Annotated in this window: 18 protein-coding genes and 1 tRNA gene; 15 read left to right on the forward strand and 4 right to left on the reverse strand. The window is 68.6% G+C overall.

Features of this window, described 5'->3' with window-relative positions; translation table 11 throughout:
* Nucleotides 1-65: 65 nt before the first annotated feature.
* On the reverse strand, nucleotides 66-1,490 hold the full coding sequence (locus tag DJ017_RS14755) for a Mur ligase domain-containing protein (RefSeq protein WP_165830641.1): 1,425 nt from the start codon (nucleotides 1,488-1,490) through the stop codon (nucleotides 66-68).
* 375 nt (nucleotides 1,491-1,865) lie between these two features.
* On the opposite strand from DJ017_RS14755, the gene DJ017_RS14760 reads away from it, so the two are divergent.
* Nucleotides 1,866-1,941: transfer RNA gene (locus DJ017_RS14760), tRNA-Asn, on the forward strand.
* A 211-nt stretch (nucleotides 1,942-2,152) separates the two neighbouring features.
* On the forward strand, nucleotides 2,153-3,598 hold the full coding sequence (locus DJ017_RS14765; protein ID WP_111529428.1) for a 4-hydroxyphenylacetate 3-hydroxylase N-terminal domain-containing protein: 1,446 nt from the start codon (nucleotides 2,153-2,155) through the stop codon (nucleotides 3,596-3,598).
* Nucleotides 3,599-3,626: 28 nt separating this feature from the next.
* Here DJ017_RS14765 and DJ017_RS14770 read toward each other — a convergent pair whose 3' ends face one another.
* A complete protein-coding gene (locus DJ017_RS14770) occupies nucleotides 3,627-4,286 on the reverse strand; it encodes a TetR/AcrR family transcriptional regulator (protein WP_111529429.1) in 660 nt (219 codons plus the stop codon).
* Nucleotides 4,287-4,500: 214 nt separating this feature from the next.
* On the opposite strand from DJ017_RS14770, the gene DJ017_RS14775 reads away from it, so the two are divergent.
* The 6 genes from DJ017_RS14775 to DJ017_RS14800 all read left to right on the forward strand — a co-directional run bounded on the left by DJ017_RS14775 (nucleotide 4,501) and on the right by DJ017_RS14800 (nucleotide 9,850).
* Nucleotides 4,501-5,973 carry an aldehyde dehydrogenase gene (locus DJ017_RS14775; protein WP_227000155.1) on the forward strand — a complete coding sequence of 491 codons (1,473 nt, stop codon included), beginning with the start codon at nucleotides 4,501-4,503 and terminating at the stop codon, nucleotides 5,971-5,973.
* 1 nt (nucleotide 5,974) lies between these two features.
* Nucleotides 5,975-6,877 (forward strand): VOC family protein, encoded by a 903-nt coding sequence (locus tag DJ017_RS14780; protein ID WP_111529431.1) that lies wholly within the window; start codon nucleotides 5,975-5,977, stop codon nucleotides 6,875-6,877.
* A gap of 56 nt (nucleotides 6,878-6,933) precedes the next feature.
* Nucleotides 6,934-7,764, forward strand: a complete 831-nt coding sequence (locus DJ017_RS14785) for a fumarylacetoacetate hydrolase family protein (RefSeq protein ID WP_111529432.1) — start codon at nucleotides 6,934-6,936, stop codon at nucleotides 7,762-7,764.
* Between the two features lie 71 nt (nucleotides 7,765-7,835).
* Entirely contained in the window at nucleotides 7,836-8,555 is a 720-nt protein-coding gene (locus tag DJ017_RS14790) for an HpcH/HpaI aldolase family protein (protein ID WP_227000156.1), read from the forward strand.
* Complete coding sequence (locus tag DJ017_RS14795; RefSeq protein WP_111529433.1) at nucleotides 8,545-9,336, forward strand: 2-keto-4-pentenoate hydratase; 792 nt, start codon at nucleotides 8,545-8,547, stop codon at nucleotides 9,334-9,336. The genes DJ017_RS14790 and DJ017_RS14795 overlap by 11 nt, the downstream gene beginning before the upstream one ends.
* Nucleotides 9,314-9,850 carry a flavin reductase family protein gene (locus DJ017_RS14800; RefSeq protein ID WP_111529434.1) on the forward strand — a complete coding sequence of 179 codons (537 nt, stop codon included), beginning with the start codon at nucleotides 9,314-9,316 and terminating at the stop codon, nucleotides 9,848-9,850. Before DJ017_RS14795 ends, DJ017_RS14800 begins: the two co-directional genes overlap by 23 nt.
* 4 nt (nucleotides 9,851-9,854) lie before the next feature.
* Here the strand turns inward: DJ017_RS14800 and DJ017_RS14805 are convergent, their stop codons facing one another.
* Nucleotides 9,855-10,619 (reverse strand): MFS transporter, encoded by a 765-nt coding sequence (locus DJ017_RS14805; protein WP_133255461.1) that lies wholly within the window; start codon nucleotides 10,617-10,619, stop codon nucleotides 9,855-9,857.
* Nucleotides 10,620-10,800: 181 nt separating this feature from the next.
* On the opposite strand from DJ017_RS14805, the gene cyoA reads away from it, so the two are divergent.
* From cyoA to DJ017_RS14840, 7 genes are read left to right on the forward strand one after another with little or no spacing between them, the layout of a single operon-like run.
* Entirely contained in the window at nucleotides 10,801-11,781 is a 981-nt protein-coding gene (gene cyoA / locus DJ017_RS14810) for a ubiquinol oxidase subunit II (protein ID WP_227000157.1), read from the forward strand.
* Between the two features lie 12 nt (nucleotides 11,782-11,793).
* On the forward strand, nucleotides 11,794-13,797 hold the full coding sequence (gene cyoB, locus DJ017_RS14815; protein ID WP_111529436.1) for a cytochrome o ubiquinol oxidase subunit I: 2,004 nt from the start codon (nucleotides 11,794-11,796) through the stop codon (nucleotides 13,795-13,797).
* Nucleotides 13,794-14,423 (forward strand): cytochrome o ubiquinol oxidase subunit III, encoded by a 630-nt coding sequence (cyoC, locus tag DJ017_RS14820; RefSeq protein ID WP_111529437.1) that lies wholly within the window; start codon nucleotides 13,794-13,796, stop codon nucleotides 14,421-14,423. The genes cyoB and cyoC overlap by 4 nt, the downstream gene beginning before the upstream one ends.
* Nucleotides 14,423-14,824: a cytochrome o ubiquinol oxidase subunit IV gene (gene cyoD, locus DJ017_RS14825; RefSeq protein ID WP_111529438.1), complete on the forward strand. Its 402-nt coding sequence runs from the start codon at nucleotides 14,423-14,425 to the stop codon at nucleotides 14,822-14,824. The genes cyoC and cyoD overlap by 1 nt, the downstream gene beginning before the upstream one ends.
* On the forward strand, nucleotides 14,824-15,576 hold the full coding sequence (locus DJ017_RS14830; RefSeq protein WP_111529439.1) for an SURF1 family protein: 753 nt from the start codon (nucleotides 14,824-14,826) through the stop codon (nucleotides 15,574-15,576). Before cyoD ends, DJ017_RS14830 begins: the two co-directional genes overlap by 1 nt.
* On the forward strand, nucleotides 15,560-16,873 hold the full coding sequence (locus DJ017_RS14835; RefSeq protein WP_111529440.1) for an ATP-binding protein: 1,314 nt from the start codon (nucleotides 15,560-15,562) through the stop codon (nucleotides 16,871-16,873). Before DJ017_RS14830 ends, DJ017_RS14835 begins: the two co-directional genes overlap by 17 nt.
* The gene (locus tag DJ017_RS14840) at nucleotides 16,870-17,403 is read left to right on the forward strand and encodes a response regulator transcription factor (protein WP_111529441.1); all 534 of its coding nucleotides are present in this window, start codon (nucleotides 16,870-16,872) and stop codon (nucleotides 17,401-17,403) included. The genes DJ017_RS14835 and DJ017_RS14840 overlap by 4 nt, the downstream gene beginning before the upstream one ends.
* Before the next feature lie 3 nt (nucleotides 17,404-17,406).
* Here the strand turns inward: DJ017_RS14840 and DJ017_RS14845 are convergent, their stop codons facing one another.
* Entirely contained in the window at nucleotides 17,407-17,847 is a 441-nt protein-coding gene (locus DJ017_RS14845) for a VOC family protein (RefSeq protein ID WP_111529442.1), read from the reverse strand.
* Nucleotides 17,848-17,889 lie beyond the last annotated feature (42 nt).

Below are 17,889 nucleotides of genomic sequence, written 5' to 3' on the forward strand. Positions count from 1 at the left end.
GCGGCCACGCAGCGCGACGACCAGGGGATCGCCGACGACTATGTGCAGCCCATCCCGGCGCGGCCCTAGGCCGCGGCGCTCTCCCCGTATAGCCGGTCGAACACCGGCGGCAGGCTGTCGGGGAGGCCCATCAGGGGCCCTGAGGACAGCAGCAGCACCACCTCGTCGCCGCTGAGCGCCGAGAGCGCGCCGATCGCCTGGTCGGCGCGCGCGACGCCCTGCACGGAGACGCCGGCCGCGCGGGTGCGCTGCAGGATCTCATCGTGGGTCGACTGGTGATGACTCTCGGCCCCGTGGGTCGGCGGCGGAACCATGAGCACGCGGGCGGCGCCGGCGAACACCGTGTCGTACCAGGCGAGCGCGTCACGGCTGCGCCAGGAGAAGGTGTGCGGCTCGAAAACGACGGTGAGCGGCCGGTCCGGATAGTGCAGCAGCATGGCCTCGATGGCCGAGCGCGCCTTCTCGTAGGACGAGCCGAAGCCCTCGATCACCGGGATCGCCGAGCGGGTCGTCAGCCGGTCGAGGCGACGGCGGATGCCGCCGAACGAGGCGACCGCGCGGGCCAGTTGCTCCTCGGTGACGAGCCCCCGCTCCAGCAGGTAGGCGGAGACGCCGACGATGTTCTCGATGTTGTGTTCGCCCAGCAGGGTCGTGGCGAGGGGAATGCGCCGCCCTGCCGGGCTGACCAGGGTGAAGCGGCTGGTCTCGCCGAACACCACCTCGTCGGACCACCAGACGTCGTGAGATTCCGGGCAGCGCCGGGTGTCGTACCAGACGATCCGGCAGGCGGCCTCGCCGACGATGGCGCGGGTCGCCGGATGCTCACGGACCGTCAGCAGCCCCTCGCCCGGCAGGAGGCGCAGCAGCTCGCGGAACGGCGCCTCGTAGTCGGCGAAGGTCGGGAAGACGTTGACGTGGTCGTGGATCAGCGAGGTCAGCAGCACATCGCGCGGGTGGTAGAGCACGAACTTCGAGCGGCGATCGTTGGGCCCGACGATGTACTCGTCGCCCTCGAGGACGACCTCGGGCGCGCTCCCCCAGTGGCCGGTGGCCGGCAGCGAGGGCGAGATGGCGCCGATCATCCATCCCGCGTCGACGCCGCTCTCGCGCAGCACGTGAGCCATCAGGGCGGTGCAGGTGGACTTGCCGAAGGAGCCGGCGACCACGGTGTTGAGCCGAGCCGCCGTCGCCTCCCCCACCAGCTCCGGGAAGGTGGTGATCCGCACGCCCCGCGCCTTGGCCGCGGCGACCTCGGGATTGTCGGCGCCGCCGAGCTTGGCGCTGGCGCCCAGCACCAGGAGGTCGAGCCCCTCGGGCAGGTTCTCGGCGGCGAAGCTGCGGAAGAAAGGAAAGCCCAGGCTCTCCACATAGGTCGACAGCGGCGGGAACGCGTCCGCGTCGGAGCCCGACACCTCGTGGCCCGCGTCACGCATCATCAGGGCCACGGCGCTCATGCCGGCGCCGGCGATCCCGGTGAAGTGGATGCGCATCGGACGAGCCTCGATTCGTGACGCGGAGACGATCCGCATCGACTAGCCCAAAGCCCTCGCCGCTCCAATCCGGGGCGACAAAGGGTCTCTCGCAGGGCGACCTTGGAATCGCATCGATTCGCCCAAGAGGCGCGCCGGCCGCCGTGATTAATGAGTCATTTGAGGCGCTTACCTCCGTTAACCACCGATTAACCGCGAAGATTCACCCTGTCGGCGTCTTCCTTGAAGACACCCCACCATCACCGACTTTATTTAGCCCGGCGCTTGCGCCGGGCTCTTTTTTCGCCCGCAGGTCCGGCCCCTGTGGACAGCGCGATCACGAGCGCTTGCGCCCCCGCCCGGGCACGCGTATATGCCCGGCCCTCGACGGCCTGATCCCGGATAGCTCAGTTGGTAGAGCAGTCGGCTGTTAACCGACTTGTCGCAGGTTCGAGTCCTGCTCCGGGAGCCATCGAGACCGCCTGAGGCGACGCCGTCTCGGCCCTCCCTTTCAAGACAATGAAACCGGCGCCTCGCAGAGGACCTTCCTTGCCTATCGCGCGCTACGCCCTTGCCATGCGCACTTTTCTGACTATCCTCATAAATGATCATACTCGCATAAAGCCCGCGGCGTAGCGTCAGCGGGCCAGCGCATAGCCCGCGCGAGCGGGAGAGGAGGAACGATGACGGCGCGTACAGGCAAAGAATATCTGGCCGGTCTGGCCGACGAGCGAGCGGTGTGGCTCGGGGCCGAGAAGGCCGATGTCTGCACCCACCCGGTCTTCGCGGGCTCGCTGGGCGGGATGGCCGGCTACTTCGACTGGCAGAACAGCCACGCCGAGGCCTGCCTGGTCGACGATCCTGAAACAGGCAAGCCGATGAGCGCCAGCCTCATCGTCCCGAAAACCGGCGAGGACCTCAGACGTCGCCACGCCGCGTTCGAGTCCTTCGCGACCTATTCCTGCGGCATGCTCGGCCGCACGCCGGACTATGTGAACGTGACCCTCGCCGGGTTCATGGCCCGCAGCGACATCTTCTCGGCCAAGGGCGACGCCACCGGGGCCGAGCGCCTTGGCCGCTTCTACCGCGAGGTCGTCGAGAACGACCTGTCCCTCACCCACACCATCATCCATCCGGTGGTCGACAAGTCGCTACCCGACCTCGAAGGCGTGAACGGCAAGCTGGCGCTGCGGGTGGTCCGCAGGACCAAGGACAGCATCATCGTCCGCGGGGCCAAGATCCTCGCCACCCTCGGTCCGTTCGCGGATGAGCTGTTCGTCTATCCGGGCCAGCCGCAGCCGCCGAACGCCGACCCGGCCACCCTGCTGTCGTTCTCAATCCCGATGGGGGCGAAGGGGCTGCACACCCTCTGCCGCGACCACTACGGCGTCAGCGCCAGCGTCGCCGACCGGCCGTTCTCCAGCCGCTTCGACGAGCAGGACGCCTTCATGATCTTCGACGACGTGGAGATCCCGCTGGAGCGGGTGTTCATCGACGGCGATCTCGACGTCTACAACGGCCTGATGCGCGGCGGCTGGGCCGCCAACATCATGCAGCAGACCTGCATCCGCGCTGCGGTGAAGCTGGAGTTCGCCTATGAGCTCTGCGCCCGGATGGCCAAGGCCACCAACTCCGACAAGCGCCCGGACACCGCGGCCATGCTGGGCGAGCTCTGGGGCTATGCCTGCCTGACCCGCTCCGGGGTCAGGGCCGCCGAAGCGGACGCGCGCGACTGGGGCAACGGCGCCTTCTTCTGCGACGACCGGCCGCTCCGCGCCCTGCGGGCTCAGATGCCCGGCTGGATGGTCCGCGCCAACGAGATCATCAAGACGATCGGCTCCCACAACCTGCTGGCGACGCCGACCCATGACGCGATGGACCATCCCGAGATCGGGCCGCTGATCCAGGAGTTCATGCCCGGCTCGAACGGCATGAGCGCGCGCGAGCGAGCGTCCCTGTTCCGTACCGCCTGGGACTTCGCGGGCTCAGCGCTGGGCGGGCGGGTAGAGCTCTACGAGCGCTTCTACCTGGCGAGCGCACCCCGCAACATGGCCCTGGACCACATGTTCGCCCAGATGGAGCGCCCCTGGTCGCAGGTGCCCGACATGCTCGCGGCCGCGGGCGCATAGGCTGACGGCGTCGCCCGCCGGCCTGCCCCTAGACGGGTGCAGGCCGGCGGAGCCCCATGATCGTCACCGCCAGGTGCCGTCTGAGCGTCTCCTGGAACCAGGCCTTCGAGTGGCGCGCCCGCAGCCACTGGAGAAGGTCCATGTAGTAGCTGGAGAACAGGGTCTCGGCGACCAGGCGCGAATCGAAGTCCGCCCGCAGCTCGCCCCCCTTGTCGCGCTCCAGGAGCCGCCCAAGGCGCTCGAAGATCGCCTCCATCAGTTCCGAAACGTCACCGCTGGGCTCATCGTTGACCGGGAACATGATCTCCTTGAGCAGGATCCGCGCGAGATCTCGGTCGCGCGCGTGGTGCTCCATCATGGCCGTGAACGCCTGGACCAGCTGGTCGAGCAGCGGCGCGTCCTTCGGCAGGCCATCGAAGGCGGCCACGGCGCGCTCGAGCATCTCGTCCTTGAACACGAGGACGAGGAGATCCTCCTTGGAGCGGACGTAGAGAAACAGCGTCCCCGTCCCGATATCGGCCGCCTCGGCGAGCTCCAGCGTCGTGGTCTGGTTGAACCCCTTCTCCGCGAACAGTCGGCGGGCGGCCGCGACGATCCGCGCGCGCTTCTCGAGCTTGTTGCGCTCGCGGCGGCCGAGGGAAGCCCCCTGCCCCGTCGGCTTGTTTGCCCGGCTCGATCGCGTGTCCATCGTCATCCTCTTCGCCCTTCGGCTCCCCAGGCATTCCGGGCGTCGCCGCCCTTGTCAATCGCGCCGCGGAGCCCGCGCCCCGCGGACACAACGGAATTGACGAGCCCGGATCGAAGTGTAAACTGACTATGCTCAGAAATGAAGATGGTCAGTGTTGGGCCGCCCGGCCCGCTGACCACCAAAGCCCGCCGCGGGGCGATGAAGGAGGATGACGGTGGCCCAGAACACAGCCCTTATCGCCGGGGTGGAGGTCTCGACCGACCACTGGATCGACGGACGCCGCGTGCCCTCCAAGGAGCGGTTCCAGGACGCCTCTCCGATCGACGGTTCGCACCTCGCCGAGATCGCCAGCGGCGGAAAGGCAGAGGTCGATGAGGCGGTGGACGCGGCGCGGCGCGCCTTCCCCGCCTGGGCGGCGCTCGGGCCGGAGGGTCGGCTGCCGATCCTGAAGGCGTTCGCCGAGGGCCTGCGCGCCCGGGCCAAGGAGCTGGCCGCGGTCGAGACCATGGACAACGGCTCGCTGCTCGGCGGCAACCTGATGCGGGTGGTCCCTCGGGCCGCCCAGAACATCGAGTTCTTCGCCGACTGGGCGACGACCCTGCAGGGTCACGTCATCGAAGGCACGGAGGTGACCAACCACGTCCGCTACGACCCTGCCGGAGTGGCGGCGCTGATCACGCCATGGAACGCACCGCTCATGCTGACCACGTGGAAGGTCGGGCCGGCGCTTGCGGCCGGGGACACCGTGGTGGTGAAGCCGCCGGAATGGGCGCCCCTCACCTGTTCGCTGATGGCCGAGGTGGCGCATGCCGCGGGCCTGCCCCCGGGCGTCCTCAATGTGGTGCAGGGAATCGGCGAGCTCGCCGGTGACGCGCTCGTCAAGCATGGCGAGGTGGATCGGATCAGCTTCACCGGCTCGACCGACACGGCCAAGCTGATCGGCGAGGCGGCCGCCCGCTCGATCACGCCCATGAGCGCTGAGCTGGGAGGCAAAAGCCCGTTCATCGTCTGCGCCGACGCTGATCTCGACGCCGCCGCACAGACCGTCGCCGCCCAATATATGAACGCCGGCCAAGTGTGCCTCGCAGGCACCCGCGTGTTTGTCGAGGTGTCGATCGAAAAGACGTTCCTCGAGAAGGTTCGGGGGGCGGTCGCTCACATGGCCGTGGGTGACCCGCGCGATCCCGCAACGCGCGTCGGGCCGCTCATCACCCGGGAGCACTTCGACCGGGTGGCCGGGTTCGTGGAGCGGGCGAAAGCAGCCGGCGCGGAGGCGCTGTGGGGCGGATCCCCCGCCAACTTCGGACCGCTCTACTTCCAGCCCACCCTGTTTGCGAACGTCGACCCGGCATCGGAGATCAGCCAACGCGAGGTGTTCGGCCCGGTCCTGACCTGGCAGACCTTCGAGGACGAGGCGGCGGTGATCGCCGCCGCCAACGACACACATTACGGGCTGGCCGGCGTGCTGTTCAGCCGCGATGAAGCCCGCGCCATGCGCATCGCCTCGCAGGTCGTGGCCGGCACGCTGTGGGTCAACTGCTTCTTCGTTCGCGACCTCGCCGCCCCGTTCGGCGGCAGCCGCGACTCCGGGATCGGCCGCGAGGGCGGCTCCTGGAGCTTCGATTTCTACAGCGACATCAAAAACATCGCGGTCCGCAAGGGATCGTTCGGACAGCAGGGAGGCTGACATGGGCGGCGTGACTGAGCTTGGCTATCTGACGCTTGGCGTCAGCGACCTCGAGGCTTGGAAGGCGTTCGCCTCACAGGTGCTGGGTCTGGAAGTCGTTCCGTCCCTGGAGCCGGACAAGTGCTACCTGCGGATGGACTACTGGCATCATCGGGTCACCCTGGTCCGTGACGACGCCGACGATCTGCTCGTCGCCGGCCTACGCGTCGCGGGACAGGACGAATTCCGTGACATGGCCTCGCGCCTCGACGCGGCCGGCGTCGTCTTCCGGCTGGGCTCGCAAGCCGAGGCCGAGGCCCGGCACGTGCTCGAGGTCATGATGCTGGCCGACCCCAACGGCTTCGCCATCGAAATCTTCCACGGCCCCCACGTCCAGTTCGACAAGCCGTTCCATCCAGGCCGCCCGATGCACGGGCGCTTCAAGACCGGCCTCGGCGGCCTCGGCCACATCATGCAGTCGCAGACCGCCGGCCTCGGGAAGACCTATGAATTCTACCGGCTCCTCGGGATGCGTGGCGGCATCGAGTACAAGATGCCCCTTCCCGGCCTGCCGCAGCCGGTCCCGCTGATGTTCCTGAACTGCAACGAGCGGCAGCACACCTTCGCCTTCGCCGGACCCGGCGAGAAGCGCATCAACCACATCATGTTCGAGGTGGAGAACATGGCCGACGTGGGCCTGGCCCACGACCTCGTCGTCCGTGCCGGCCTGCCGATCATCATCCAGCCCGGCAGCCATGCGAACGATCAGATGTTCTCGTTCTACTTCAAGAACCCGTCGGGATTTATGAACGAGATCGGCTGGGGCGGCCGGCCCGCCCAGGCCCAGTCCGAATATTACGAGGGCGACGCCTTCGGCCACGCGCCGGTCCCCGGCTCGATGAAGGGCTTCATGGTCCCGGCCTGACCGCTCACGCGCGCGCCGGCGCGACCAGACAGATAATCAAGGGAAGGAACTCTGCGATGTCCGTGCTTGATGGACCCAGGGAAGAATGGCGGCGAATTCTTCATGAGGGGACCCCGAAGTGGGTCCGCTCGGAGGGTGATCGCCTCGTGCTCGGCGACGGGCGCGAGGTCGGCGAGGCGGAGGCCAACTATCTGCCTCCCTGCGAGCCTACAAAGATCATCTGCATCCACCTCAACTACGATTCGCGCCGGGTGGAATTCAAAGCGCCCCCGCTGGTCAATCCCACTTATTTCCAGAAACCGACCACCGCGCTCAACTCGCATCGGGGCAGCGTGTGCCGGCCCGCCGACTGCCAGTACCTGAACTACGAGGGCGAGATCGCCGCCATCGTCGGCAAGCCGATGCGGAACGTGGCCCGCGAGGACGTCTGGGAGTGCTTGGCGGGGTTCGCTCCGGCCAACGACGTCGGCGCCCAGGACTTCCGCGACACCGACGCCGGCTCGATGCTGCGGGTGAAGGGACAGGACGGCTTCTGCCCGGTCGGGCCGGGAATCGTCCGGGGCGTCGATATCCGCGAGCAGAGCGTCCGCACCTACATCAACGGCAAGGTCGTCCAGGACGGGCCGGTCAGCGACATGACGTTCCCGATCGACTTCCTGTTCGCCGACCTCTCCCGGCACATCACCTTCCTGCCCGGCGACATCGTCCTGACCGGAACGCCGGCCAACTCCCGTCCCATGACCATCGGCGATGTGGTGGAGGTGGAGGTCACCGGCGTCGGCCGGTTGAGCAACACAGTCGTGGAAATCCCGGCGCCGGCCTACGCCGTCGGTCATCAGCCCACCGATTCCGAGGCGGTGCGGCGCGTCGCCCTCGGCCAGTTCTGATGGGCGCTATGGCAGGAAACACCCTCAAATCACGACTGTGGGCCGGGGAGGTCCTTCTCGGCGCCTGGTGCATGATCCCAGACGCCCTGCCGGCCGAAGCTCTGGCCCGTGCCGGCTACGACTGGGTGCTGGTGGACATGCAGCACGGCTGCATGGACTTCGAGACCGCACTAGCCATGATCCGGGCGATCGATCTCGCGGGGGCCGCGCCGATCGTGCGGGTCCCATGGAACGAGCCTGGCATCATCGGCCGCCTCCTGGACGCGGGCGCGATGGGCGTCGTCATCCCGATGATCCAGACGGCGCAGGACGCCCAGCGTGCGGTCGAGGCCTGCCTGTACCCGCCCGCCGGCCGTCGCAGCTTCGGCCCAGTTCGCGTCGGCCTCCGCGACGGTCCGGCCTACTTCAAAAGCGCCAATTCTCAGGTCCTGGTCATTCCGATGATCGAGACGGCGGAGGCCCTGGAACAGGTGGACGCCATTGCACATACCCCGGGCGTGGACGCCCTCTTCGTCGGTCCGTTCGACCTGTCAATCGCGCTCGGGTTGCCGCCCGGGGACAATGACGGACAGCCGGCGTTCGACGAGGCGATTGCGCAGGTCGCCTCGGCAGCGCGCAGTTCGGGCGTGAAGATGGCCGTGCTGTCGAACGCGGACGTGGCGCCGCGACGGCTCGGACAGGGTTTCCAGATGGTCTCGACGACCACCGACATCGCCGCCCTGTCGGCGGTGGGGCGGGCCGATCTTCAGGCGGTCCGCAAGTCGATGACGGGACCGCGCCATGCTCGATGAGATCACCCGCACGCGGATCGTCGATGATCTCGAAGGGGCGTACCGCACTCGCGCACCCCTGCCCCTGCTGACTCGGACCTACCCCGGGATCGAAGTCGAGGACGCCTACCGCATCCAGGAGGCGTTCGTCGCGCGCCGCGTGGCCGGTGGCGCTCGGATCGCCGGCTACAAGGTCGGCCTGACCTCCAAGCCGATGCAGGAGATGGCCGGTTCGGACGAGCCGGACTTCAGCGCCGTCACCGACGGCATGTTCCTTCCCGAAGGCACGCCGATCTCCGCGGCGAACTTCTTCGATCCCATGATCGAGATCGAGATCGCCTTTGTGATGAAATCCGCCCTGAAGGGGCCCGGCATCCTGCCGGTGGACGTGATCCGAGCCACCGACTTCGTTGTTCCGGCCATCGAGATCGTCGACTTCAGGGTCGCTCGGGCGCCGGGCATGAACATCATCGACACCGTGGCCGACCTCGCCGCCTGCGGCGGCGTCGTCCTCGGGGCCAATCCACGCCGCCTCGAGGCCATCGACGTCCGGCGGGTCCAAGGTTCGATCTTGCGGAACGGCCACGTCGAGCAGGAAGGTGAAGCTTCCGCGGTACTGGGCAACCCCGTCACCGCCGTGGCCTGGCTGGCCAACAAGCTCGGCGGATTTGGCGTCGCCTTCGAACCCGGCCAGGTGATCCTGACCGGCTCGTTCGTCAGGGCCTTCCCGATCAAGGCGGGCGACGAGATCGTGTGCCGGTTCGATCAGGGCCTGGGCGATGTCGCCACATCCTTCGTCTGAAGTCGCCACACCGCGCCCGACGAGCGGCGCAGTCGACCGGGCCGGATTCGACACAAGGGCCTTCCGCGACGCCCTGGGCGCTTTCGCGACGGGGGTGACGGTGATCACGACGGTTGACCGCGACGGCGTCCCGGCGGGCGTCACCTCCTCCAGCTTCAACTCGGTGTCGCTGTGCCCGCCTATGGTGCTTTGGTCCTTGGGGCGCGCGAGCCGGTCGCTGGCGGCGTTCCAGGGCTCACAGCGCTTCGCCGTGCACGTGCTCCAGGCCGGTCAGGAGCCGCTGGCTGCCCAGTTCGCCTCCAAGGCCCAGGACAAGTTCGCCGGGCTCCGGTGGAGCCTGTCGGACCACGGCACCCCGGACCTCCGCGATTGCGCCGCGCGCTTCGAATGCCGCACCGCCGCCGAGCACGACGGCGGCGATCATGTGCTGATCCTGGGCAAGGTGCTGGACCTGCGGCTGGCGAAAGACGCCGCGCCGCTTGTCTTCCACCGCGGGGCCTTCCGGGCGCTCTGAGACCTCAGTCCACCCGCGCGCCGTCGACGGCCGCGAGCCGGACGGCTGGGCGGTCCGGCGCCTGCTCGCGGTCGTGGGTGGCCAGGAGCCGAAGGTCGGCGAACAGGGCCACGGTGTTGGCCGCGACGCCCAGCACGAACGGATAGCGCCAGCCCCAGGCGGCGAAGTCGGCGGCGGAGAGCCCGACCTTGAAGATCGCGAAGATGGCGGCGGCCAGCAGCAGGGCGGCGAGGACGCCGAGGCTGCGGACGAAGGCCAGGGAGACGCGCCCCTCGCGGGTCAGGGCCACCTGGGCGAGCGCCGGGCTATCGGCGCGCACGCCGCCGAGCGCGAGGCCCTGGGCGGTCCGGCAGGCGGCGAGGAACAGCACCGCCAGTGCGCCGGCGGGCAGGAAGGCGATGGCCGCCGTGGAGGCTCCCAGCATGAAGCGGGCGGCGGTCAGGCGCACGCCCCGGCCATGGCGGCGGTCCACTGCCCGGAAGAGGATCTCGCCGAGCGGCCCCATGGCGTAGGCGAGCGCGCAGACCCCGAGGCTGGCCGCCACCGCCAGGGTCCGGTCCATGCCCGGGAACAGGACCTGCGGGAAGATGAAGACCGCGGCCGCCAGGCAGGTGAAGGCGTCGAAGGCCTTGGGGAAGGCGCCGATGGCTACCGCCCCGGCCACGTCGCCGAGGCCAGGCGCGCGGGCGCTGGAGTGCAGCCGCCGCGCCTCGACCTCCAGGCCGAACGACGACGGCAGGACATAGCCGCGCGCGTACTCTTGGCTCATCGCCATTCCTCCCCAACGCAGAACCGGCCCACCGGGCCGCGCCGCCTGATCGGCGGTCTCTTGGGGAACAGCATGCCTGAGGCCCACGGGGAGGCAAGCCCCTAGGACAAACCGTCCAATCCCGAGCCCCGCAGGGCGGGCGTATTGCGACGCAATATAAATCTGGTTCGGGTTCAGAACGGTGAAAATCGGTAGATTTTTCAGGGGCGCGGCCGCCGCGCCCCTGCTGCTCGGCTTGGCCGGCTGCAAGATGGTCGTGATGGACCCCGCGGGCGATATCGCGGTGCAACAACGCGACCTCATCCTGCTCGCCACCGGACTCATGCTGCTGATCATCGTGCCGGTGATCGCGCTGACCCTGTTCTTCGCCTGGAAGTACCGGGCCTCGAACCTCAAGGCGGATTACGACCCGGAGTGGCACCACTCGACCAAGATCGAGATGGCCGTCTGGGCCGCGCCGCTGGCGATCATCATGATCCTCGGCACGGTCACCTGGATCACCAGCCACACCCTCGACCCCTATCGTCCCCTGCCCCGCCTGGCGCCGAACCGGCCCGTGGCGGCGGGCGTGAAGCCGCTGCAGGTCGAGGTCGTCGCCCTCGATTGGAAATGGCTGTTCATCTATCCGGAGCTGGGCGTCGCCACGGTCAACGAGATGGCCGCCCCGGTGGACCGGCCGATCGCGTTCAAGATCACCGCCTCCTCGGTGATGAACTCCTTCTACGTCCCGGCCCTGGCCGGACAGGTCTACGCCATGCCCGGCATGCAGACCCAGTTGCACGCGGTGGTGAACAAGGCGGGCGACTACGAGGGCTTCTCGGCCAACTATTCCGGGGCGGGCTTCTCGGGAATGAAGTTCCGCTTCAAGGGCTTGAGCGAGGCCGACTTCCAGCGCTGGGTCGCCGCCGCCAAGGCCGGCGGCCCGCAACTCACCCGCGCCGACTACCTGAAGCTCGAGAAGCCGTCCGCCGACGAGCCGGTGCGCCGCTTCGCCGGCGCCGACCCGAACCTCTTCCTCGACGTGGTCAACCGCTGCGCCGCGCCCGGCCAGGTCTGCAAGGACCGCATGACCCACACCGCCCAGGCCGACGCCGCCGCCGTCGCCCAGGCCAGGAATCCGCAGTGCGCCGACCCGCGCGCCGCCAAGCGGCCGGCCCTCTGATCCGGTAATCCGATGTCGAACAGCTCAGACCTCACCCACTTCATCTTCGGCCGGCTCAGCTGGGACGCCCTGCCCCTGCACGAGCCGATCCTCATGGGCACCTTCGCCGTGGTCGCCCTCGGCGGCCTGGCGGTGCTCGGCCTGATCACCCGCTACAAGCTCTGGGGCTATCTGTGGCGCGAGTGGTTCACCAGCGTCGACCACAAGAAGATCGGCATCATGTACATCGTGCTGGCGGTGGTCATGCTGCTGCGCGGCTTCGCCGACGCCCTGATGATGCGGGCCCAGCAGGTGATGTCCTTCGGCGCCGACCACGGCTACCTGCCGCCGCAGCACTACGACCAGATCTTCACCGCCCACGGCGTGATCATGATCTTCTTCGTGGCCATGCCCCTGGTCACGGGCCTGATGAATTTCGTGGTGCCGATGCAGATCGGCGCCCGCGACGTGGCGTTCCCGTTCCTCAACAACTTCAGCTTCTGGATGACCGTCGGCGGCGCGGTGACGGTGATGATGTCGCTGTTCGTCGGCGAGTTCGCGCGCACCGGCTGGCTCGCCTACCCGCCACTGTCGAACCTCGCCTACAGCCCCGACGTCGGGGTCGACTACTACATATGGTCGCTGCAGATCGCCGGCGTCGGGACACTGCTATCGGGCGTCAACCTGATCGCCACCATCGTCAAGATGCGGGCGCCGGGCATGAGCCTGATGAAGATGCCGGTGTTCACCTGGACGGCGCTCTGCACCAACGTCCTGATCGTCGCCACCTTCCCGGTGCTGACCGCGGTGCTGGCGCTGCTGTCCATGGACCGAATGGTCGGCACGAACTTCTTCACGAACGACCTCGGGGGCAACCCGATGATGTACGTGAACCTGATCTGGATCTGGGGCCACCCGGAGGTCTACATCCTCGTCCTGCCGGCCTTCGGCGTGTTCTCCGAGGTCGTCTCCACGTTCAGCGGCAAGCGCCTCTTCGGCTACACCTCGATGGTCTACGCCACCGTGGTGATCACGGTGCTCAGCTACCTCGTCTGGCTGCACCACTTCTTCACCATGGGGGCCGGCGGCGACGTCAACGGCTTCTTCGGGATCACCACCATGGTCATCTCGATCCCGACCGGGGCCAAGATCTTCAACTGGCTCTTCACCATGTACCGTGGCCGGGTGCGCTACGAGCTGCCCATGCTGTGGACCGTCGGCTTCATGGTCACCTTCGTCATCGGCGGCATGACGGGCGTGCTGCTGGCGGTGCCGCCGGCCGACTTCGTGCTGCACAACTCGCTGTTCCTCGTCGCCCACTTCCACAACGTGATCATCGGCGGCGTGGTGTTCGGCATGTTCGCCGGCATCGCCTACTGGTTCCCCAAGGCCTTCGGCTTCAAGCTCGATCCGTTCTGGGGGAAGATGTCCTTCTGGTGCTGGTTCGTCGGCTTCTGGCTGGCCTTCACCCCGCTCTACGTCCTCGGCCTGATGGGCGTGACCCGCCGGCTCAGCCACTTCGACGATCCCTCGCTGCGGATCTGGTTCGCCATCGCCGCCCTCGGCGCCCTGGTCATCCTGATGGGCATCGTCTCGTTCATCGTCCAGATCGTGGTCAGTGTCATGAAGCGCGATGAGCTGCGCGACGTGACCGGCGACCCGTGGAACGGCCGCACCCTGGAATGGGCGACCTCCTCGCCGCCGGCCGACTACAACTTCGCCTTCACGCCGGTGATCCACGCCCACGACGCCTGGTGGGACATGAAGCAGCGCGGCTACGTGCGCCCGACGTCCGGCTTCCTGCCCATCCACATGCCCAAGAACACCGGCGCCGGGGCGGTGCTGGCGGGCCTTTCGACGGCGGTCGGGTTCGCCCTCGTCTGGCACATCTGGTGGCTGGCGGCGGCCGGCATGGCGGCGATCGTCGTCGCGGCCATCGCCCACAGCTTCAACGACGACCGCGACTTCCACATCCCCGTGGAGGACGTGATCCGCGCCGAAGGCGCGCGCACCGAGCTTCTGAGGAAGGTGGCATGAGCACCGCATCCAGCCTCCGCCTGGTGGCGGACCGGGCCGGGCCCGACTTCTATCTGACCGAAGAGCACCACCCGCAGAACGGGACCCTGCTCGGGTTCTGGATCTACCTGATGAGCGACTGCCTCATCTTCGCGGTGCTTTTCGCCACCTACGGCGTGCTCGGCCGCCAGTACGCCGGCGGCCCGACCGGGGCGGAGATCTTCGACCTGCCGATGGTGGCGGTGAACACGGCCATGCTGCTGTTCTCCTCGATCACCTACGGCTTCGCGATGATCGCGACCCAGAACGGCCGGGTGAAGGAGACCCTGGGGTGGCTGGCGGTGACGGGGCTCTTCGGCTGCGCCTTCCTCGGCCTGGAGCTCACCGAGTTCGCCCACCTGATCGGCGAAGGCGCGGGGCCGCAGCGCAGCGCCTTCCTCTCGGCCTTCTTCACCCTGGTCGGCACGCACGGCCTGCACGTCACCTGCGGGGTGATCTGGCTGGTCACCCTGATGACCCAGGTGGCCGACCGCGGCCTCACCTCCACCAACCGCCGCCGGCTGATGTGCCTCAGCCTCTTCTGGCACTTCCTGGACGTCGTCTGGATCGGCGTCTTCTCCTTCGTCTACCTGCTGGGAGTGCTGTGATGAGCGCCACGACCCCCGAGATCCATGGCGCCATTCATGGCGAGGCCCATCACCACCATGACGATGGGATCCCGCACTTCAGCCGCAAGGACTACCTCGCCGGCTTCCTGCTGGCCGCGGCGCTCACCGCGGTTCCGTTCTGGCTGGTCCTGACCCATCCGCTCGGCAACCCCGGCCTGACCGGCCTGGTGGTCATGGGCCTCGCCGCCGTGCAGGTGGTGGTGCACATGGTCTACTTCCTGCACATGAACAGCCGCTCCGAAGGGGGCTGGACCCTGCTCGCGCTGCTGTTCACCCTGCTGCTGGTCGTGATCGTGCTCTCGGGCTCCCTATGGGTGATGTACCACCTCGACCACAACATGATGCCGATGACCCCGCAGCAGATGCGGGAGGCCCCCTGATGGCGCGCGGCCGCGGCCGGCGCGTCGTCGCGTCGATCGCGGCCGTCCTGGCCTTCGCCCTGCTCTGCGCCCTCGGGACCTGGCAGCTCGAACGGCGCGCCTGGAAGCTCGACCTCATCGCCCGGGTGGACGCCCGCGTGCACGCCGCTCCCGCGCCGGCCCCTGGCCCCGCCGACTGGCCCGCCGTCTCGGCCGCCCGCGACGAGTACCGGCGCGTTCGCGTCGCCGGGATGTTCCTGAACGACAAGGAGACCCTCGCCCAGGCGGTCACCGAGCTCGGCCCCGGCTACTGGGTGATGACCCCGCTCCGCACCGAGGGGGGCTTCACCGTGCTGGTCAATCGCGGCTTCGTCCCGGCCGACCTGAACGACCCCGCCGCCCGCGTCAGAGGCCAGATCTCGGGCGCCACGACGGTCACCGGCCTCATGCGGATGAGCGAGCCGCACGGCGGCTTCCTGCGGGCCAACCGACCCGCCGAGGACCGCTGGTACTCGCGCGACGTGGCGGCGATCGCGGCGGCCAAGCACCTCGGCCCCGTCGCCCCCTATTTCATCGACGCCGACGCCACCCCAAATACTGGAGGTTGGCCGCGCGGCGGACTTACCGTGATCAGCTTCCGGAACAGCCACCTCTCCTACGCCCTCACCTGGTTCGGGCTGGCCGCCATGGTCGCGGCCTGGGCCGGCTGGGCCATGCTGGACAAACGACGGCCGAAGCCGGCAAGTCCGCCACGCGATGATCCCGACCGCTGACGATCCCCGGTTGACGCGCGACCAGGCCCCGCTGGCGGCCGCCACCGCGCGCAAGAACCTGCTGCAGCTCGTGCAGCTGCGCTGGATCGCCGTGCTCGGCCAGATCGTCACCATCGGGGTGGTGGAATTCGGCCTGAAGGTGGACCTGCCGCTCGCCGCCATGGGCCTGGTGCTGGCAGTGTTCGTGGCCGGCAACACCGTCAGCGTCATGCGTCTGCGCTGGCCCAACCCGGTGACCAACCGCGAGCTCTTCGTCACCCTCTCCTTCGACGCCCTGGTGCTGACCGCCTTGCTCTACCTGAGCGGCGGGCCGACCAACCCGTTCACATCGCTCTACCTGCTGCAGGTGATCCTCGGCGCGGTGCTGCTGGAGGCCTGGGCGGTGTGGGGCATGGTCGGCGTGGCCATGCTCTGCTTCCTCGGCCTGACGGCGGCCTACCGTCCCCTAGTGCTGCCGCCCGGCGGCCCCGACCTCTTCACCCTCTACATCGCCGGCGCGATCGTCGGCTTCGGCCTCGACGCCGTGCTGCTGGTGATCTTCATCAGCCGGATCAACGCCAACCTGCGCCTGCGCGACGCGCGCCTGGCGGCCCTGCGCCAGCGGGCGGCGGAGGAGGACCATATCGTGCGGATGGGCCTCCTGGCCTCCGGCGCGGCGCACGAGCTCGGCACGCCCCTGGCCACCCTCGACGTCATCCTCGGCGACTGGCGGCGCATGCCCAAGCTCGCCCGGGACAAGGAGCTCGCCCAGGAGATCGAGGACATGCGGTCGGAGGTGGCGCGCTGCAAACAGATCGTCACCGGCGTCCTGCTGTCGGCCGGCGAGGCGCGGGCCGAGAACGCCGGGGCGGCCTCGCTCAAGTCGTATCTGGCGGGCGTCTTCGAGGAGTGGCGCGACCGCCGCGGGCCGGCCGTGGCCGGCTACGAGGACGGGCTGGCGGCCGATCCGCTCGTGGTCGCGGACTCGGCGCTGAAGCAGGCGATCACCAACCTCCTGGACAACGCCCTCGACGCCTCGCCAGACGGCGTGTGGATGCGCAGCCGCCTGGACGGCGACCAGCTGACCATTCGGGTGCAGGACGCCGGCCCCGGCTTCCCGACCGAGATCCTCACCGGGCTCGGCAAGCCCTATCAGTCCACCAAGGGCAAGGCAGGCGGCGGGCTCGGCCTGTTCCTGGTGGTCAATGTGGTGCGCAAGCTCGGCGGCCGCGTCAGCGCCCGCAACCGCGACACCGGCGGGGCGGAGGTCACCCTCTCCCTGCCGCTCAGCGCCCTTTCGATCGAGGCCCCCGCATGAGCGACGCCCCCCAGCTGCTGATCATCGAGGACGACGAGAAGTTCGCCCAGGCGCTCCAGCGGTCCTTCGAGCGCAAGGGCTACGAGGTGCGCCGGGCGACGAGCCTCGCCGAAACCCAGGCGGTGCTGGCCGAGACGACGCCGCCGTTCGCGGTGGTGGACCTGAAGCTCGCCGGGGAGAGCGGCCTGGCCTGCGTCCAGGCCCTGCACGCCCACGACCCGCAGATGCGCATCGTCGTGCTCACCGGCTTCGCGAGCATCGCCACGGCGGTGGAGGCGATCAAGCTCGGCGCCTGCCACTACCTGGCCAAGCCGGCCAACAGCGACGACATCGAGGCCGCCTTCGCCAAGGCCGGCGGCGACGCCACCGCCCCGATCAGCCCGCGCCCCACCTCGATCAAGACCCTCGAGTGGGAGCGCATCCACGAGACGCTGGTCGAGACCGACTTCAACATCTCCGAGACGGCGCGGCGGCTGGGCATGCACCGCCGCACCCTCGCCCGGAAGCTGGAAAAGCGTCAGCTCAAGTAGGGGCTACCAGACGCCCGTGTTGGGCATCGAGGCCCATGGCTCAGCCGGCGCCAGCGCCGGGCCCTTCTGCAGCAGCTCGATGGACACGTTGTCCGGCGAGCGGACGAAGGCCATGCGGCCGTCGCGCGGCGGCCGGTTGATCGTCACCCCGCCGTCCATCAGCCGCTGGCAGGCGGCGTAGATGTCGTCCACCGCATAGGCCAGGTGGCCGAAGTTGCGGCCGCCGCCGTACTCTTCCGGATCCCAGTTGAAGGTGAGCTCGATGGTGGGCGCCTTGTTCGTCCTGGCCGCTTCCACGTCGTCCGGCGCGCACAGGAACACGAGGGTGAAACGTCCGGCCTCGTTCTCGACGCGGGAGACCTCCTGCAGGCCGAGCTTGTTGCAGTAAAAATCCAGCGAGGCGTCCAGGTCGGCGACCCGGACCATGGTGTGAAGATATTTCACCGGTCTTTATTCCTTACGGTGTAAGCTGTGCGCCATGAGGTC

The sequence above is a fragment of the Phenylobacterium soli genome (genome assembly GCF_003254475.1).
Taxonomy (GTDB): Bacteria; Pseudomonadota; Alphaproteobacteria; order Caulobacterales; family Caulobacteraceae; genus Phenylobacterium; species Phenylobacterium soli.